This window comes from Mycoplasma hafezii, assembly GCF_049942695.1.
Lineage (GTDB): Bacteria > Bacillota_I > Bacilli_A > Mycoplasmatales > Metamycoplasmataceae > Mycoplasmopsis > Mycoplasmopsis hafezii.
The window spans coordinates 132937-149437 of record NZ_CP187940.1; the positions used below are offsets into that span (position 1 = coordinate 132937).

The window sequence follows — 16501 nt, forward strand, 5'->3', positions numbered from 1 at the left end:
GAGACTATTATTTATTATTAGTTTGTTAATTTTAAAATTAAGCGTTAATTAATTTTGCTAATGCGTTTAAAGCTTCTTGAATACCTTTTTCTGTTTGTCCATTAACTGTTAATGATGTTAAATCGTTAACTTGTTCTGGTGTTAATTTATCAAAGTCAGCTTTAGCTTCAGCTAAGTTTTTATCCATATTTGCTTTAAGTGTTTCATCTTTAACGTAAGCGTTTGTGTAACCTACTCAACCTTCGGCCATACCTTCACTAAGGTTTAAGCTTCCTTGTACACCTTTTAATAATCCTTTAGGGTCAAGGTTAAAGATTCTAGCTAAAATAATATCGTATGTAGCTTGAGCAATGTTTTTTGTAATGCTTGATAAGAATCTTTCTCTAGCTGAACTACCTGCACTGAATGTTAATGCTTGGTCAACGTCTACCCCAATGATTTTTACATCTTTATATTTTGAATCTTTATCTAATTCTTCGATTGTAATTTGTGTAGCTGGACCAGCAACTGGTAATGTTACAGCAGGGTTTTGAGCAATAATTGAGTTAATTACTTGTTTCATTTTGTCATTTGGTTCGAATCCTGAGTCGATTGGAACTAAATTATTTGTATTTGTTTTTACTTTAGCTTCAGCGTTTGCTGTGTTGTAAGCTAAGATTCCTCTTAAGAATCCGATGTTAAAGTCTGTAACTCCAGGGAATGATCCACCACCGAAGCTGTTGATAATTCTTTTTTCTGGGTTTTCTTTGAATTCTTCAGCGATTGTTTTAGATACAGCTTTACCTACAACGTACGCAGATTGTTGAACTTTAAATCCAAGTCCGTAGAATCTGTCGTATTGAACTGCATCTTTTCCTTCAAATGGTAACACGAAGTCAACACCAATAATGATGATTCCTTTTTTGTCCATTTGTGCTTTGTTAGCTGCGATAAATTTAGTAATTGGGTCTTGGTGTTTAAATCCTGAAAGAATTCAAACTTTTGTACCTTTTGTTAATAATTGTGAGTAAATAGCAGCGTAGTTTGTTCCTTGAGGTTTAAGTTGTTTTACTTTAACTAATCCTTCTGTTTGGTCTCAGATTTGGTTAAGAGCTTCTCAAGATGATTGGTTGAATGATTTATCATCAACGTTACCAGCATCTGTTACAAGAGCAATTTCAAATTTTTGGTTTTTAAAATTATCTTGTACATAAGCTTTATTAAATTGTGTATCAGGTGTAAGAACTGCAAGTCTGTTTTTTGGTTCTATGTATTTATTTGGTTTTGTTCCTTCTGATTCGCTTGGGTCAACACATGAAACTGCAACCATTGGTAATGCAGCCATTGCTGTTACGCTAGAAAGTGCAAAAAATAAATTTTTAATTTTCTTCATAAATAATAAATACTCCTATTTATATAAGGTTATAAACAACTTTATTTGTTTATGCATATCCATAATTTAAATGCATATATATTATAATTTTTTCTAAATTAAATGATTTTAAAAATAGCAAGCGATAAGTTACAATAAAAGAAAAAAATATTCATTATTGTGCTTTTTTAGCTATTTTTCTTGCATTTACTAATGTTTTTTATACTTTTTCGCTTAAAAATCGAAAAAATAACATTTAGAGCTTTAAAAGAAAATTTTGTGGAAATTTACCACATTTTAGGATTTATGACCTTAAAGGTTTTTGTTTTTAAATTATGTTATTTTTTAATTTTTTTAAATTTTTCTAAAAATTAAAAAATAACGTTTTACCCAAAAAGTAAGAATTTAACCTATATTTAGGGCGTAAGTTCTTTTTTTTTTTTTTGAATCGAGTTTTTTCGTATACAATGTATAGGAATTTATTTTATAGCATTTTTTTGATAATTTTAGGGTCAATGAATGTCTCAAATGATTGCTATATCTATATATTGATTAATGTAATATGTTAATTTAATGCAAAGGAGAAACAATGAACAAAAGAAATAAATTCTTAATTTTAGGAAGCACATCAGCAATTATTGGTGTTATAACACCAACATTAATTGGTGCTTCGACAGAAGCGGATAATTTCCAAAGCACTGAATTTCCAAAGCACTGAATTTCCAAAGCAACCAACAGAAACACATGATTATCGTAAACAAAATAATAGTTATGAATTTACTAATCCACAAAAGGTTGAAGAGCAAAAACACGTAGAAGGTCAACCAGTTACAATTCGGATGATTAATCAAGATGGTTGAAATAGTGATGAACAAACTTGAGAAATTGTGTTCAACAGAGGATACGTTCGTTCAGGTGGTACACTTGGAGCTAAGAAATGGGATAACGATATTGTTTATAAAACATGAGAAGTTATTCCTGCTTCTGTATCATCTTCAAAACAAGATGAAGTTCAATACTGAACTACTAACCCTCAATTTGGTATCGCTCTTTCTAAATCACTTGAAATTGTGCCAGGTTCATATGAATTAGATATTTATAATCGTAGAAAAACAATTGCGTGAGCTTTAGATAACGCTAAAGATAAAAATAACCCTTGATCTGAAGTGCAACCAAAATACGTATATAAAGATGTTTTTAAATATGATTATGAAAACATCCAATTAAGAGAAGAAACAGACTACTTAACTAATATTCAAACTGAAGATCAAAATATAATTAATTCAGAAAAAGATGCCGGAGCATCTAAAAAAGAATTTGATCTTAACTTTGTACACTTTTCATCATTCGGTTTAGCAAAAACTGATAAAACCGGAAATGATGATTTCTACCGTAAAAAATTAGCAGAGATGCAAAATAAAGAATATAACCTTAAAAACGCACAAGAAACATTAGAGATCTACGGTAAAGATGCTAAAGAACAAGAAAAATTACTTCTTTATAATGGACAAAATAATTTCACACCATCAAAAGATTTCCAAAAGAAATTATATAGATGAGAAAGCCAGTTTAATATGCCGCTTTCTCCAGTTCGCTATACAGAATTAGAAGAAAAACCTGAAATATTAGAAAATGTTGGTGAAATAATGGCCTACAGATATTTCAACTCTATATTTTTAGGAACAGTAAGCAATACTCCAGCTGATTATGGTAACCAACATATTTTTAGAATTACATTCAAAACAAGAAAAAATAATTACTTATTAAAGACTGATTCTGATGATATGTATAACAATTTTGGTGACAATGCCTACGTATTAGCTACCTATACTTCTTATGATAATTCAACTTGATATAGACAACTTAAAATGGAAAAGGCTGATTTTAATCACTTATTAAATTATCGTGTTGATATTAAAGGGAAAAAAGAAGCTACAGCAGAAGCGTCAAAATACCAATTACCTGGTGTTAAATTTAGTTTATCATTGCAAAATCCTTCAGGTTCAACACCAATTACTAATGAACCTTTAGAAATAACTGATTTAGAAGGAAAAGAATCATTCTATGGTAGAGGTATTTTTGGTGTATCAGATAAAAATAAAAATAAACAAGTTTATAACGCATTACAAGCTGATGATTTTTATGCTAAATCTGAAACTGAATTAACTGAAAACGGACAAACTAACCCAGATAAATTAAAACTTGAATATGAAATTCAACCAACTGGTGATGATGTTTGAGATTTAAATATTAAAAAAGTTGGTTTTGATCCACATTCAACAACCGTTAATTATGAAGTTGAGTATACTTTAAACCCTGATAAAGTTCGTATGCATACAACTTTAAAAAATATCGACTCAAAAGAACACTTGACAGCTGCTCAAAAAGCACACTATAAAGCAGAAGCTTTAAAATTACCTAATGAAGTTGCAGACATAACTAAATTTAATGCAATGATTAATCAATTAGATACATTCCAAGATAGATTAGAAAAAGCCGAAGAAAAATTAAAAGGTAATAATTACGATTTTAGTAGTGATAAGCCTAAACAAGCTTTTAATGCTGCAGTGCAAAAAGCTACTTCTTGAACAAAAGCTAAAAATCCTGAATTACATACTTTTGACGAAGTTAAACAATTAATTATTGATACAACTATCGCTGAAAGAGCTTTAGATGGAGAGCGATATTTAAAAGATTTAGGTGGTATTATTAAGGAAGCTGTTGATACATTACCAAAACCAAACTTTACAACTTCAGAAGAATCAGCTACTAAGTTAGCCGAACAAAAAGGTGGAGGTAGCGTTTCAACACCTTCACTTAATGACTTTAATAATCATTCAGAACATATTAACGATCAAACTCAAAAACTTTCACCTAGAGAGCATGCAAAAGATTATACAGAATGAATGTTACGCCGTGTTGCTGTAGCAAATGAACTTGCTAAAGCTTTAGAAAATTCTAAAATTGTGTCTAACATTAAAGACTATGCAGAATTAACTAAAGATACAAATGGTTTAGATAATGCTCAAGCAAACTTTAGTGATAAATTTGCTAATGCAGATCAAACTAAACAAAATGCATTTACAACTGCATTAAAAGATGTTTTAGAAGCTCAAAAGCAATTATCAACACTTGATTTAACTAAAGCTCCTTTAGATGATGTTCAAGCTATTTATAATAAAATAAATAAATTAAAAGAAGTTCGAAAAGAAATTGATAATCGTTCAGTAGAACAATGATGTGAAGATAACATTAATTCATTCCATGATGAGTTACTTCAAGATACTAATGAAGTAACTAAAAAACAATTAATTACTAAATCTAAAGAAACTACACCAACAGAAAATGCGTTTGCTGATAAAGTAGAAAAAACTCTTACAAAAGAATTAGCAGACAAGTTTAGAAATAATGGTAATTTAGATTATGCTAAAGCTGCAACTTTATATGAACAAGCATTTAATGCTGCTAAAGAAAAAGCTACTAGTTTAATTAACGCACTTCCAAATGCAACTACTAAAGAAAAGCAAGCTGCAATTACTGAACTTAATAAGGAACAAGAATGACCAATTCATAATGATTCAAAACTTTGAAAAGCTTATTCAGATTTAAAAGAAGCAACAGATAAACGTCCAGATTACCTTGCCGAAATAGATAAATTACAAAACTTATCAAATGAGCAAAAAACTGCTTTAAAAAATGATTTAAAAACAGTGATTGCAAATACTGAAGATTCAAATCAATTAGATACTAAAGCACAAGCAAAAATTACTGATGCTAAAGCTTTAGATAGCAAGATGTCTGAATTAAAAACAAAACTTGCAGATAAAGACAATTGAGGTCAAAACCTTAAACAAAACCACATTGATAAGCTTACTAAAGATATGAATAGCAAAACAACAATTGCTGATTTAAATACTTTAGAAACTAACGCACAACAATTAAATGATGCAATGAAAGTTGCTAAAGATAATGCAGATTCAAATGCAAACCTTAATGAAACATTAAAATATGGCTTAGCTGATGCTGATAAACAAAATGCAGCTACACAAGCAAAAAATAATTTAAATAATTATTTAACAAGCAACGAATCATTAGACAATGTTTCTTACGAACAAGAACTTAAAAACATTAAAACTCCTAGTGAAACATTAACTACAAAAGTTAATGAATTAAACGGAAGCAAAGAAAAAGCTCAAGCTAAGTTTGATAACTTTGATTTATTAGATGATAAAACTCAAGAATTTAAAAACAAATTTAACGATCAAAGTACAATGGTTGATTTAAATAACTTAATAGATCAAGCGTTTAATCAAGCAAAAACAAATGCAAAAGCTAAACTTGAAAACTTAACAGATTTACCAGCTGATAAAAAAGCAGAATTTACTAAACAACTTGAAGCTGCTCAAATTACAAAAAATGATACAGATAAATTTGATAAAGCTTTAAGTGATATTCTTACTCAAGCTAGTGCAGAAGACAGCAAGAACAAAACATCTAAAGCTGATGCTTTAAAAGAACTTGAAAAATTAGCAAATCTTAATGATGCTCAAAAAGCACAACATAAAACATTAATTAACAATGCAACACCAAGTGAAGTAAGTAGTAAACTTGAAGCTGCTAAAACTTTAGATGCTAAAATGGGTGAAGCAAAAGCAGTTTTAACTAATTTAGATGAAAAACTTAAAGCAAACCCTATTACAGATGTTCGTTATACTAAAGCATCTCAAGACACTTTAAAAACAAACTTTGATACTGCTAAAACAAATCTTACAAATGTAACTGATCAAGCTAATGGTGAAGCTAAATCACTTGCAGAAGTAGAACAATTAATTAAAGCTTTAAAAGATGCTGAAAATCAACTTGATGGTGATAAAGTTGAACTTAAAGAGCAAATTGATAATTTATTACTTCCAAACACAGAACAAAAAGAAACTCTTAAAGGACAAATTCCAACTGATAAACCTTTAGATGAAGCTACAAAAGCAAAAGTTGAACAAGCAATTAAAGATGTAGTTAATGGTGAAACTACAAAGGCTATTGATAACTTTAAAGGATTAACAGATCAAGATAAAAAAGAGTTAAAAGATAAATTAGCAAATACCAACTTAGATAAAACACAAACAAATTTTGATAAGCCATTTAAAGATTTAATTGATGAAGCAAAACGTAAAGATGTAAATAATCAAATTGATGCAAATGAAAATCTTGATAAACCACGTAAAGTTGCTTTAAAAGAACAAGCTAAAGCTGCTGAGCTAAATGATTTAGATAAATTTGTTAAATCAGCTAAAGAGCTTGATAATGCTGTTAAAAACCTTAAAGATTTAGTTAATAATGATGCTAAGTTAAAAGGTTCTGATGCATATACTAAGAGTGATGCTGCAAAACAACAAGCTTATGATCAAACAATTACTGATGCTCAAAATACTTTAAATAATCTTGCTAACCCATATGATGCAGTAAAAGATAAAGAAGCATTAGAAAATGCTAAGAAAGCAATTAATAATGCAATTAGCAATCTTGAGGGTGATGCAGCATTAAATGAAGCTAAAACACAAGTAAAAGCAGATATTGATGCGTTACCATATTTAAATGATGCTCAAAAAGATGCTCTTAAAAATAAAGTTAATACTCAAACAGATGCAAGTAAAATCCCTGCAATTGTTGAAGATGCTAAGAAATTAAACGAAGCAATGTTAGACTTAATTAATGCTGTTGATGATGCTCTTGGTCGTGAAGCTAACGAAGAGAAAAAATTAGCTAAAATCGATCCAAAAGACGCTATATTAAACAACACAAATTACCTTGAAGCAGATCAAGATAAAAAAGACGCTTACAAAGGCTTAATTGATACTAACCACGAGTTAGCTAAATCTGATTCAACAAATGCTCAGTTAGATCCAAAAGAAATCGCAAAACAAACTAAAGCAATTAATGATGCAAAAGCTAAATTAAATGGTGTAACTAATTTAGCAACTGCTAAAGAAAAACTTAATAAGAGAATTGATGATACTAAGGATTTAACTCACTTAACAGATAAAATTAAAAATGCTGCTAAAGATGCAATTACAAAAGCTGATTCAGTAGCTAAAATTAATGAACTAGAAAACAAATTAAATAATTTAGATTCTCAACTTGAAAAATTAGCTGAACTTGCAAATGATGATTATGACAATAAACAACATAACAATGCTTCAAAAGATGCTAAAGATGCTTTTGATCAAGCAAAAACAAATGCTGATCAATATTTAAATTCAACAAATCCACAAGAAACAGTTGATTTTGCTAAAGAAGCTGACAAAGTTAAAGATTTAACAGATCAACTAGAATCAGCTAAAAATAATTTAGATGGAAATAAAAACGATCTTAAGAATACTCTTGATAAATTTGATAACTTATCAGAACAAGATAAAGAAGCATTAAAAGGTAAGGTTGATCAATTACCAAATAACTTTACTAAAGAACAAGGTAATGCAATTTTAGAAGAAGCATTTAACAAAGCAAAAGAAAACGCTAAAGCAGAAATTGCTAAACTTGATCACTTAGCTGATGCTCAAAAACAAGAGTTTAATAACAAGATAGATGAAGCTAAATTACCTACAACTACATCTAAAGAAGCTACAGATTGAAACTTATCTAATATTGTTAAAGATGCAACAAAACAAGATACAATTAACCAAATTAATAGTAACAATTCACTTAATCCAAAACAAAAAGAAGATTTAATTAAAGAACTTGAAAACAAAACTAAAGCTGAAGTACTTAAAGCTGCTGAAGATTTAGCTAAGAAAATGGATGAATTAAAAGATAAATATAATTCATTACCAGAATTAATTAAGAATAAAACAGATAGCGATTATGCAAACGCTATTGCAGATAGTAAAAAAGCTGTTGATCAATTACTTGATGATGTAACTAAGACACTTGATCAAAAATCAGGTAAGAATACTTCTAAAGATCAAATTGATGAGCTTATTCAAGGATTAAATAAAATTAACGAAACTTTAAATGGTGATGAAACAACTAAAGCTAAACTTGATGAACTTAAAAAAGAAATTAAGAAAGCTCAAGATGCAAGTAAAACAGATGCATACAATAATGCTGATCCAAATCACCAATCTGATTTAAATGAGGCAATTAAAAATGCTGAAGAGTTAGCTAAAAAAGATGTTAAAGATTTAACTCCAGGTAAAATCGATCAAGCAATTGAAGATTTAAAAACTGCAGTTAATAATCTTGATAAAGCAAAACCAAATAAAGATAAAGAATTAATTAAAAATCTTCCAAATCTTTCTCAAGCAGAAAAAGATCAATTAATTGATGAATATGATAAAGCGAAAACAGCTGAAGAAAAACAAAAAGTAGTTGAAAAAGCAAAAGAACTTAATGATCAAAAAGCTAAATTAATTGATGAAATTAAGAAACAAAACAATCTTTCAAAAGAAGAAAAAGATAAAGCAATTAACACAATTAAAGAAGGAAACTACTTAAATAACAAAGAACAATTAGATAAAGTTGTGTCTGATGCAAAACAAGCTAACAAACAAAAACAAGATGCAATTAAAGAAGTTACTCAACTTGATAATTTATCTCAAAAAGATAAAGACAATTTTACTGAACAAATCAAGAATACTAATGTTTCAAAAGAACCAAAACATCTTAATGAAATTGTTAATAATGCTAAAGTAGCAAATGATAAAGCTAAAGATGTAGTTGAGAAATTAAATGACTTAGTAAATAATCATGCTCAAGATAAATTGAAGGATATTAATGAATTAATTAAAGATTTAGATAATTTAGGTGTTCAAACAGATGATTTTAAAAATCTTGTTAATAATGTAACTAACCTTAAAAACTTAAAAGATAAATTAGAACAATTTAAAAACTCTAGTGTAAAAGAAGAAAACTTTGCTAATGTTAAAGATAAATTAGTTAAAGCATTACAAAACTTACCAAAAGAATCTTTAGGTCAACATCCAGAATTAAAAGATGCTTTTGATAAAGTAACTAAATCAACACAAGATTTAGCTAATGAAGCAAAAGCTTTAATGGACTTAGTTGATGCATTACAAGATAAATCACTTGATAAGTTTGAAGATGTAATTACTAAGCAACATCAAAACAACAATACAGAGTTTGATGACTTACACTCACAATTAGTTGATAATGATTTCTTTGCTATTGCAAATAAAGATAAAACAGAATTAATTCAAAAAGATCATGATAAATTAGCAAAAATTGATTTATCAAAAGAATCAACAGTGCTTAAATCAGCAACTGAATTAGATGATTTACTTGGAATACAAGTTCAAAAAGATAAATTACCATGATGAGTATGACCAAGTCTTGGAACAATGATTGCTGCTGCATTTGGAATTATTGCTGGATTTATCATTAAAAGAAAGAAAAACTAATTGTTTATTAAAATAGAAAGTTACCAAAAATGGTAACTTTTTTTGTGCTTTAAATCACCTTAAAAATTTTTAAAAAAATAATTATTTTTTCTTGTTAATTTTGTTAATTATTAATTAATTTGTCCACCTGGATAGATACTAAAACTATAATTGTATTAGTGTCTTGAAAGGTGGTTTTCTTATGAAAATAGAAACTAGAACAGCGTATGAAGTACAAAGAATGCATAAATACGAAATGATAGGTAGATACTTTGAATTATCAAATCAAAAACTTGCAACAATGCTTAATGTTTCAACTAAAACAATACAAAGAATTAAAAAGGATATTTTAATCAAGAAAGAAACTAAAGAAATCTTTTATTCTTTTGTTCACGGAAATAGATTTAAGACAAAAGAAAATTGCGGAATAACCCAAGAAACTTATAACAACGCAGTCGACAAATATAACCAAATCAAGACTGCTATTTTTCCACATCAAAATTCTACTTTTTCAGATATTACAGTAAGTGATTTCGTAGACAGATTAAATTTAAGCGAAAGACAGTTCTATTCAAAATCTCATTTTAAAAAGCTTTTACGTAAAAATGGGTTTGCTAATTCTTTTTCTCATAAGAAAACTAAAAGATATGCAAAGAAATTACTTCAAAACAAATTAAAACAAGAAGTGTCAAAACTAACAAAAACAGAAATCAACAGATTAACCAAAATTATCGAGCACATAAATCAAACAGATGAAAAAATAGAAAAGAGACAATATTTAAATATTAAGGAAAATAGAAAATTTGGAGAATTTATTGAATTAGATGCTTGTATCGAAGTGTTTTGAAATAACGAAACTGTGTCTTTATTTCACGCAGTAGATTCTGCAACTGGTAAATTATTAGCTATTCATTGTGAAAAAACCGAAACTGCAATAGGATATCAAAGACTACTAGATAAAGTTTTTAAAAAATATGGTTTTCCACAAAATATTTCAACAGATAGAAGAAGAAATTTTTGAATCAATGGTGAAACAATGACAAATTTTGAAAAAGCTTTAAATAAAAGAGGTATTAAGTTATTAACTTCAAGCAATCCAACGTTCAAACCTAATGTTGAGCGTTCTTTTCTAACAGCACAAATGAACTATCCTTTATTTTTTTACGAAAATCAAATAAATTTTATTAAGTCATTAAATGATAATTGAGAATTTATTGTAGATTTTTACAATAATAAATTCAATAAAAACAACATATCAAAATCAAATGTTTTTGAAAAAGGAAAGTTATTTGATGATAATCCTGATTTTTTAATAGAAATTAAAAGAAAAATTACATCTGGTGTTTTTAAAATGAACGGTAATTATTACGCACCTTTTGATAAAGAAGGGAAAAGAATTTATATCAGAAGTAGTGTCGAAGCAACATTGGTTACTGATATAAATCAAAAAATTTGATTTTTAATAAAAGGTCAAAAGTTTGATGCAAGAATACCAAACGGAAAACAATTAAGTGAACAAGAATTATGATCACTAGCTAAAAATTTAGATATTAATATTCCTTTAGTTCATGTTCTTTCAAATGAAATTAAGAAAACGAGAGAGTTCCATAAATTTTTACATAAAGTTAAAGAACTGTTGCAAAAGAAAAGAGAACTCCCTGACGAAATTCTCTTTAAAATTCAAAGTGTTCTTGAAAGGTTCTCTAGTTCTCTTGATAACATAGAAAACCAAATTAAATTATGCTAGAAATATCTAGCATTAATATGATATTATTTTTTTAATAAAACAGGTGGACAAAATAAATAATAATTCATAAAAAAAATAATTATTTTTTCTTGTTAATTTTTAATTTATGTAGTACAATATTATCAGTGGTTATAGCAAAGAGGTTCACCTGATACCATTCCGAACTCAGTAGTTAAGCTCTTTAGTGCCGACGATAGCCGAAAGGTGAAAATAGGGAGCCGCTGTTTTTTTATTCAATTTTTATAATTTTGAATTTAATGCACCATTTACGGTGCATTTTTTAATAAAAAATCTCACTTATATTTGTATAAGTGAGAGTGGATAAATCAGCTTAAGCTCAATATTTCATAATTTCCATTAAGTCTAAGTCTTCGGTTGAATGATAAATTAAATCGGCATCTGAATAATCTTCTTTTGAACCGTTAGTAATAGCAACAGCACGCATATTTGCACTTTTAATTCCAAGCACACCTGCGATAGCATCTTCAAAAGCAACACATTCATCTACTGGTAGCCCTAAACCTTCAGCCGCTTTTAAGAAAATATCTGGTGCAGGTTTTCCTTTTTGAATATCTCCTGGATAAACGATGTAATCAAATAATTCTCTGATTCCAAGTTTTTCTAAAATCATTGGAGCATTATAACTGCTTGAAGCAATAGCTAATTTAATTCCTTCATCTTTAGCTTCCATTAATAATCTTTTAATTCCTGGTAATAATGACCCTTCATTAATTTCTTCTTGTAAGAGCTTGATGTACGCGTCATTTTTTTCGGTACATAATTTATTAATTTGTTCATCTGTTAAATGTAAATCAGGAGCTTTCATTGCTAGAATAGCTTCTAATGTTGCTCTACGTGGTAATCCACGAAGTTTTTCGTTTTCTTCAACTGAATAATCAATTCCTAATTCAGCAACTTTATTTTTTCAAGCTTTAAAGTGTAAGTTAGCTGTATCTGTAATTACACCGTCTAAGTCGAAAATAAAACCTTTAATCATTTTGAACCTCGAATTTTTGTAATTGTGAACCAATTACGTGTTTTTTACCTAAAATATAGATTTCTTTTTCTTTACTATTGTTAATTGTTTGAATAGTGAATTCTTCGTGATTTACATTTACTTCAAAATCACTACCTTGGTATTTAAATCTATATCTTAAATTATCTCAATCTTTTGGTAAAAGTGGATCTAAATATAATTTATCATTATGTCAATCTAATCCACCAAACCCAAAAATAATCATTTGATAAATTGCTGCTAGTGAACCTGCATGAATACCGGCATCAGAAGTATGCATAGCAGGACCAAGATCAATATTAATTCCGTATTTAAATAATTGATATGCTTTTTCAATTTTTTTAAGTCTTGCTGCTTCAATAGAATAAGTTGCAGGAGAAAGAGAAGAATCGTGAGTTGTTAATGGTTCATAGTAGTTGAAGTTTGCTTCTCTAATTTCTCTAGAAAATAGGTGTGGAAGGATATTTGTGAGCAATACTACATCTGCTTGCTTAACTAATTGTGAGCATAATCTTTTGTGTCCTTCTTGGGTGCTAAAAAGTTTTTTACCAGCATCACCTAACATTTGGAATGGAGTTACATCAACTTTTGGTAACCCTAAAAATTGATCGTTTTCAGCAATAACTAAATCTTTATTTGGTAATTGTTGTTTTAGGTTTTTAGACACGTCTTTCATTTTTGAAAGATTAAGTTTATATGGAATCTTTTTATAAATTTTTTCCAGTAATTCTGGTCTATTTTTCTTAAGGTCAGCAATGTATTTTAAGGCTAAATCAATATTTTGTTTAGCAAACATATTAATATAAGCATTATTATCAATGTTACCTTTGTATTCGTTAGGTCCCATAACATCTTTAATTTCATAACTACCATCTGATTGTTTTTCGGCACGATTTGTGAAGAAGTACGCAGTGTCGAAAATCATTTCATAACCCATTTTATCCATAAATTCTTGATCGTTAGTAATGTGATAGTATTGATTGATAGCGTAAGCTACATCTGCAGATACGTGAATTTCTTGTCTGCGTGAAGCAATCGGAACTTGTTTTCCAGTCACAACATCAGCTTGTCCTCAATAAGGACAAACTTCACCTTCAGTTGGTCAAGCCATTTCTCATGGGAATTGAGCACCTAACAGATTTGATTCTTCTGGTCTTTCTTTTTGTTCTAAGGCTTTCTTTCTAGCTCCAGCAATTCCTTTATATCTATATGTTAATAAGTTTCTAACTACTTTTGGATCGTTAAATAAGTAAATTGGGTTAATGAAAAATTCAGTATCTCAGTAGGTGTGTCCTTGATATCCTTCACCACTAAGTCCTTTTGCACCAACATTCATATTTGTTGATGTAGTAGGAACAAAGTTATTTAAATGGAAAATACCAAAATCAAGAGCTAAAGCATCATATTTAGCTGATTCATTCCCTTTAATTTGCACAAAGAAACGATTTCAGACTTTTTCTTGCATTGCTGCAATAGATTGTTCTTTTAATGCATCATAAGAAGCTGTTAATAATTCTTCTAATTTCTTATTAGCGTTTGCAAGAACTTTTTCATCTTTAAGTAAGTAGTTTTTATCATCAACTGCTGTGTGAATTGACATTAATTTTTCTAAAACTAAAGTATCACCAGGTTTTAAATTAGCAGTGATTTTAAAGTAGATTTTTCTACGTTTAATGTCAATTACATAATCGTCAGTTCCACCTTGAATTAATTTTCCATTAATAAATAAACGTGTAACCATATTATGTACTGCTAAACGTTTTGAAAGTGTAGTTTTTTGTTGCATTTGTAATGATTCGTTAGTTGGACGAGATTTAAGACCTTCAACAAAGTGTTGTGTTCCGCTGTTAGTTACTTGTCCGTTAATTCCTGCGTGTAATACAACTTTAGCACCTGCATCTTCAGTTTCGAGTACTTTAATTGTTATTTTTTGAGCATAAACATTTAAATCGCTTTGAGAAACAAAACGTTCGAATTTAAGTTCAAAAATACCATAATCACGGTCTGCGACAATATCTCTAGTTAAGTAACCTTCTTTAATGTGAAGTGTTTTTAAGTATGAATCTTTTTCGTGTAGCACAAAAGGACGACCATTTAAGAAAATTGGAGTAGTTAAGCAGTCTGCAAGGTTTGCAAGTTCGCTAACTTCATCTTCAGTATCTTTATTAAACATACCGTTAACAAAGAAGTCTTCTTTATTATATGATGTACGTTCTTCATCAGCACTTCTAATTCCTAAGTATCCATTTCCTAATGAAAAAATACTTTCAGTTTTAGCAGTCACGTTTTTATCGAATTTTACTTGTGAAACAGTTTTGTTTTCAACATCGTATTTTAAAAATTCCATAATACCTCTTAATTTTTAATTAAAACTGACTCATATGGTCTAAGTTTTTTACTTACGATTTTTGCATCTTCGTAAGTTGATAAAATTTGTTCTCCAAGTTCAACATCGACTGTTAATTCTTTATCGGTCATATTGATGTAAGCGCACATTCTTTCGTTGTTGAATGTTCTTTCTACAAAAATAGCTCCACCAGGTAAAACATCAATTTTTGAACTTCCTTTAACAAGTACATCGTGATAGTTTTCTTTTCTATATTTAATTAATTGTTTGTAGAAAGCTAAAATACTGTTTGGATCTTTTGTAGCTTCTTCAACATTGATTGTTTCTTTAAATCTACCATTTTTAATTCAAGGTGTAGCTCCACTATTAAATCCGCCATTAACGCTAGAATTTCATTGCATTAATGCACGGCCTGCATCACGTGAGTTAATGTTGCAATATAAAAGCATTTCACTTTCACTATAAATATGTTTTTCATCAACTAATTCTCTAAATCCATTGTAAATATCAACATCTTTAAATTCACTACGTTTATTAAAGATATTATTTAATAAACCGATTTCTTCACCGTAGTATAAACAAGGTACACCTTTAAGAGTAAACATTAATAATGCGTGAGTTTTAGCAGCTTGTTTTCTGAATAATGTTTCATTTCCTCAACGTGAGATGCTTCTTGAAGTATCGTGGTTTGAAAGGAAGTTTGTAAATGAACCAGCTGGGATTTTTTCATTTTCTTGGAATGGTTTTTGTTGATAAACAAAGTTTTTGTAGTCTCAATTAGCATCATAACCATTTCTACCTGTTTGTCTACCTCATCCAATTCATCATCATGAGAAGTTGTAGTAGTTATCAGCAACTTTGTCAGCACCTAATCCATATTTTTGAAGTTCATCAGCAGTAATGCCACTTGCTTCTCCAAATGTAAAAGCATCTGGTTTATTTTTAAATGCTAATTCATTAAACATTTTTAAGTATTCTACTGCACCATCGCATCAAGCAAATGCTGGATTACCTTCAGTATTATCAAATGTCTTAGCTACGTGTTTAATAGCATCAAGTCTAAATCCACGAACCCCTAAGTTATATCAAAAATCAATAACTTCAGCCATTGCTTTACATGTATCTGGGTGAGCTCAGTTTAAGTCGACTTGTTCTTTAGCAAATAAGTGGAAGTAATATCTATTTACGCTTGGAACAAATTCTCAAGCACTACCACCAAAAATACTCATTGCTTTTTGTTCGTTTGCATTAAGTTCATCTCTTCAAATGAAGTAATTGTGTTCTTTATTATCTCTGCTTTCGCAAGCTTTTTTAAATCATTCGTGTTCGTTTGAAACGTGGTTTAAAACGATGTCCATAATAATGTCTATCCCACGTTTTTTAGCTTCAGTAGCTAATTCTTTAAAATCTTCGATTGTTCCAAATTGTTTTCATACTGATTTGTAATCTAAAACATCATAACCAGCATCTACGAAGTTTGTATCGTAAATAGGACATAATCAAATACCATCAATTCCTAAATCTTTTAAGTAATCTAATTTCGCAGTAATCCCTTTTAAATCACCATCACCATCGTTGTTTGCATCATAAAATGAACGTGGAAAAATTTGGTATAAAACTTTATCTTCTAACTTTACAGTTTTCATTA

The 16501-nt window shown here is 28.9% G+C and carries 6 protein-coding genes and 1 rRNA gene; 3 read left to right on the plus strand and 4 right to left on the minus strand.

What is annotated here, in order from left to right; genetic code table 4:
* Positions 1-37 precede the first annotated feature (37 nt).
* Entirely contained in the window at positions 38-1372 is a 1335-nt protein-coding gene (locus ACPYPZ_RS00440; protein WP_426461369.1) for a BMP family ABC transporter substrate-binding protein, read from the minus strand.
* Between the two features lie 644 nt (positions 1373-2016).
* On the opposite strand from ACPYPZ_RS00440, the gene ACPYPZ_RS00445 reads away from it, so the two are divergent.
* The 3 genes from ACPYPZ_RS00445 to rrf all read left to right on the plus strand — a co-directional run bounded on the left by ACPYPZ_RS00445 (position 2017) and on the right by rrf (position 11718).
* Positions 2017-9765, plus strand: coding sequence for a hypothetical protein (locus ACPYPZ_RS00445; protein WP_426461370.1), 7749 nt, complete (start codon positions 2017-2019; stop codon positions 9763-9765).
* Between the two features lie 181 nt (positions 9766-9946).
* A complete protein-coding gene (locus ACPYPZ_RS00450; RefSeq protein ID WP_426461371.1) occupies positions 9947-11491 on the plus strand; it encodes a hypothetical protein in 1545 nt (514 codons plus the stop codon).
* Between the two features lie 121 nt (positions 11492-11612).
* Positions 11613-11718 (plus strand): 5S ribosomal RNA (gene rrf, locus ACPYPZ_RS00455).
* 104 nt (positions 11719-11822) lie between these two features.
* Here rrf and pgmB read toward each other — a convergent pair.
* Genes pgmB through ACPYPZ_RS00470 form a run of 3 tightly spaced genes read right to left on the minus strand, consistent with a single transcriptional unit; the run spans position 11823 to position 16499 of the window.
* The gene (gene pgmB / locus ACPYPZ_RS00460; RefSeq protein WP_426461372.1) at positions 11823-12488 is read right to left on the minus strand and encodes a beta-phosphoglucomutase; all 666 of its coding nucleotides are present in this window, start codon (positions 12486-12488) and stop codon (positions 11823-11825) included.
* On the minus strand, positions 12481-14853 hold the full coding sequence (locus ACPYPZ_RS00465; RefSeq protein ID WP_426461373.1) for a glycosyl hydrolase family 65 protein: 2373 nt from the start codon (positions 14851-14853) through the stop codon (positions 12481-12483). The genes pgmB and ACPYPZ_RS00465 overlap by 8 nt, the downstream gene beginning before the upstream one ends.
* An 8-nt stretch (positions 14854-14861) precedes the next feature.
* The gene (locus ACPYPZ_RS00470; RefSeq protein WP_426461374.1) at positions 14862-16499 is read right to left on the minus strand and encodes an alpha-amylase family glycosyl hydrolase; all 1638 of its coding nucleotides are present in this window, start codon (positions 16497-16499) and stop codon (positions 14862-14864) included.
* Positions 16500-16501: the final 2 nt, after the last annotated feature.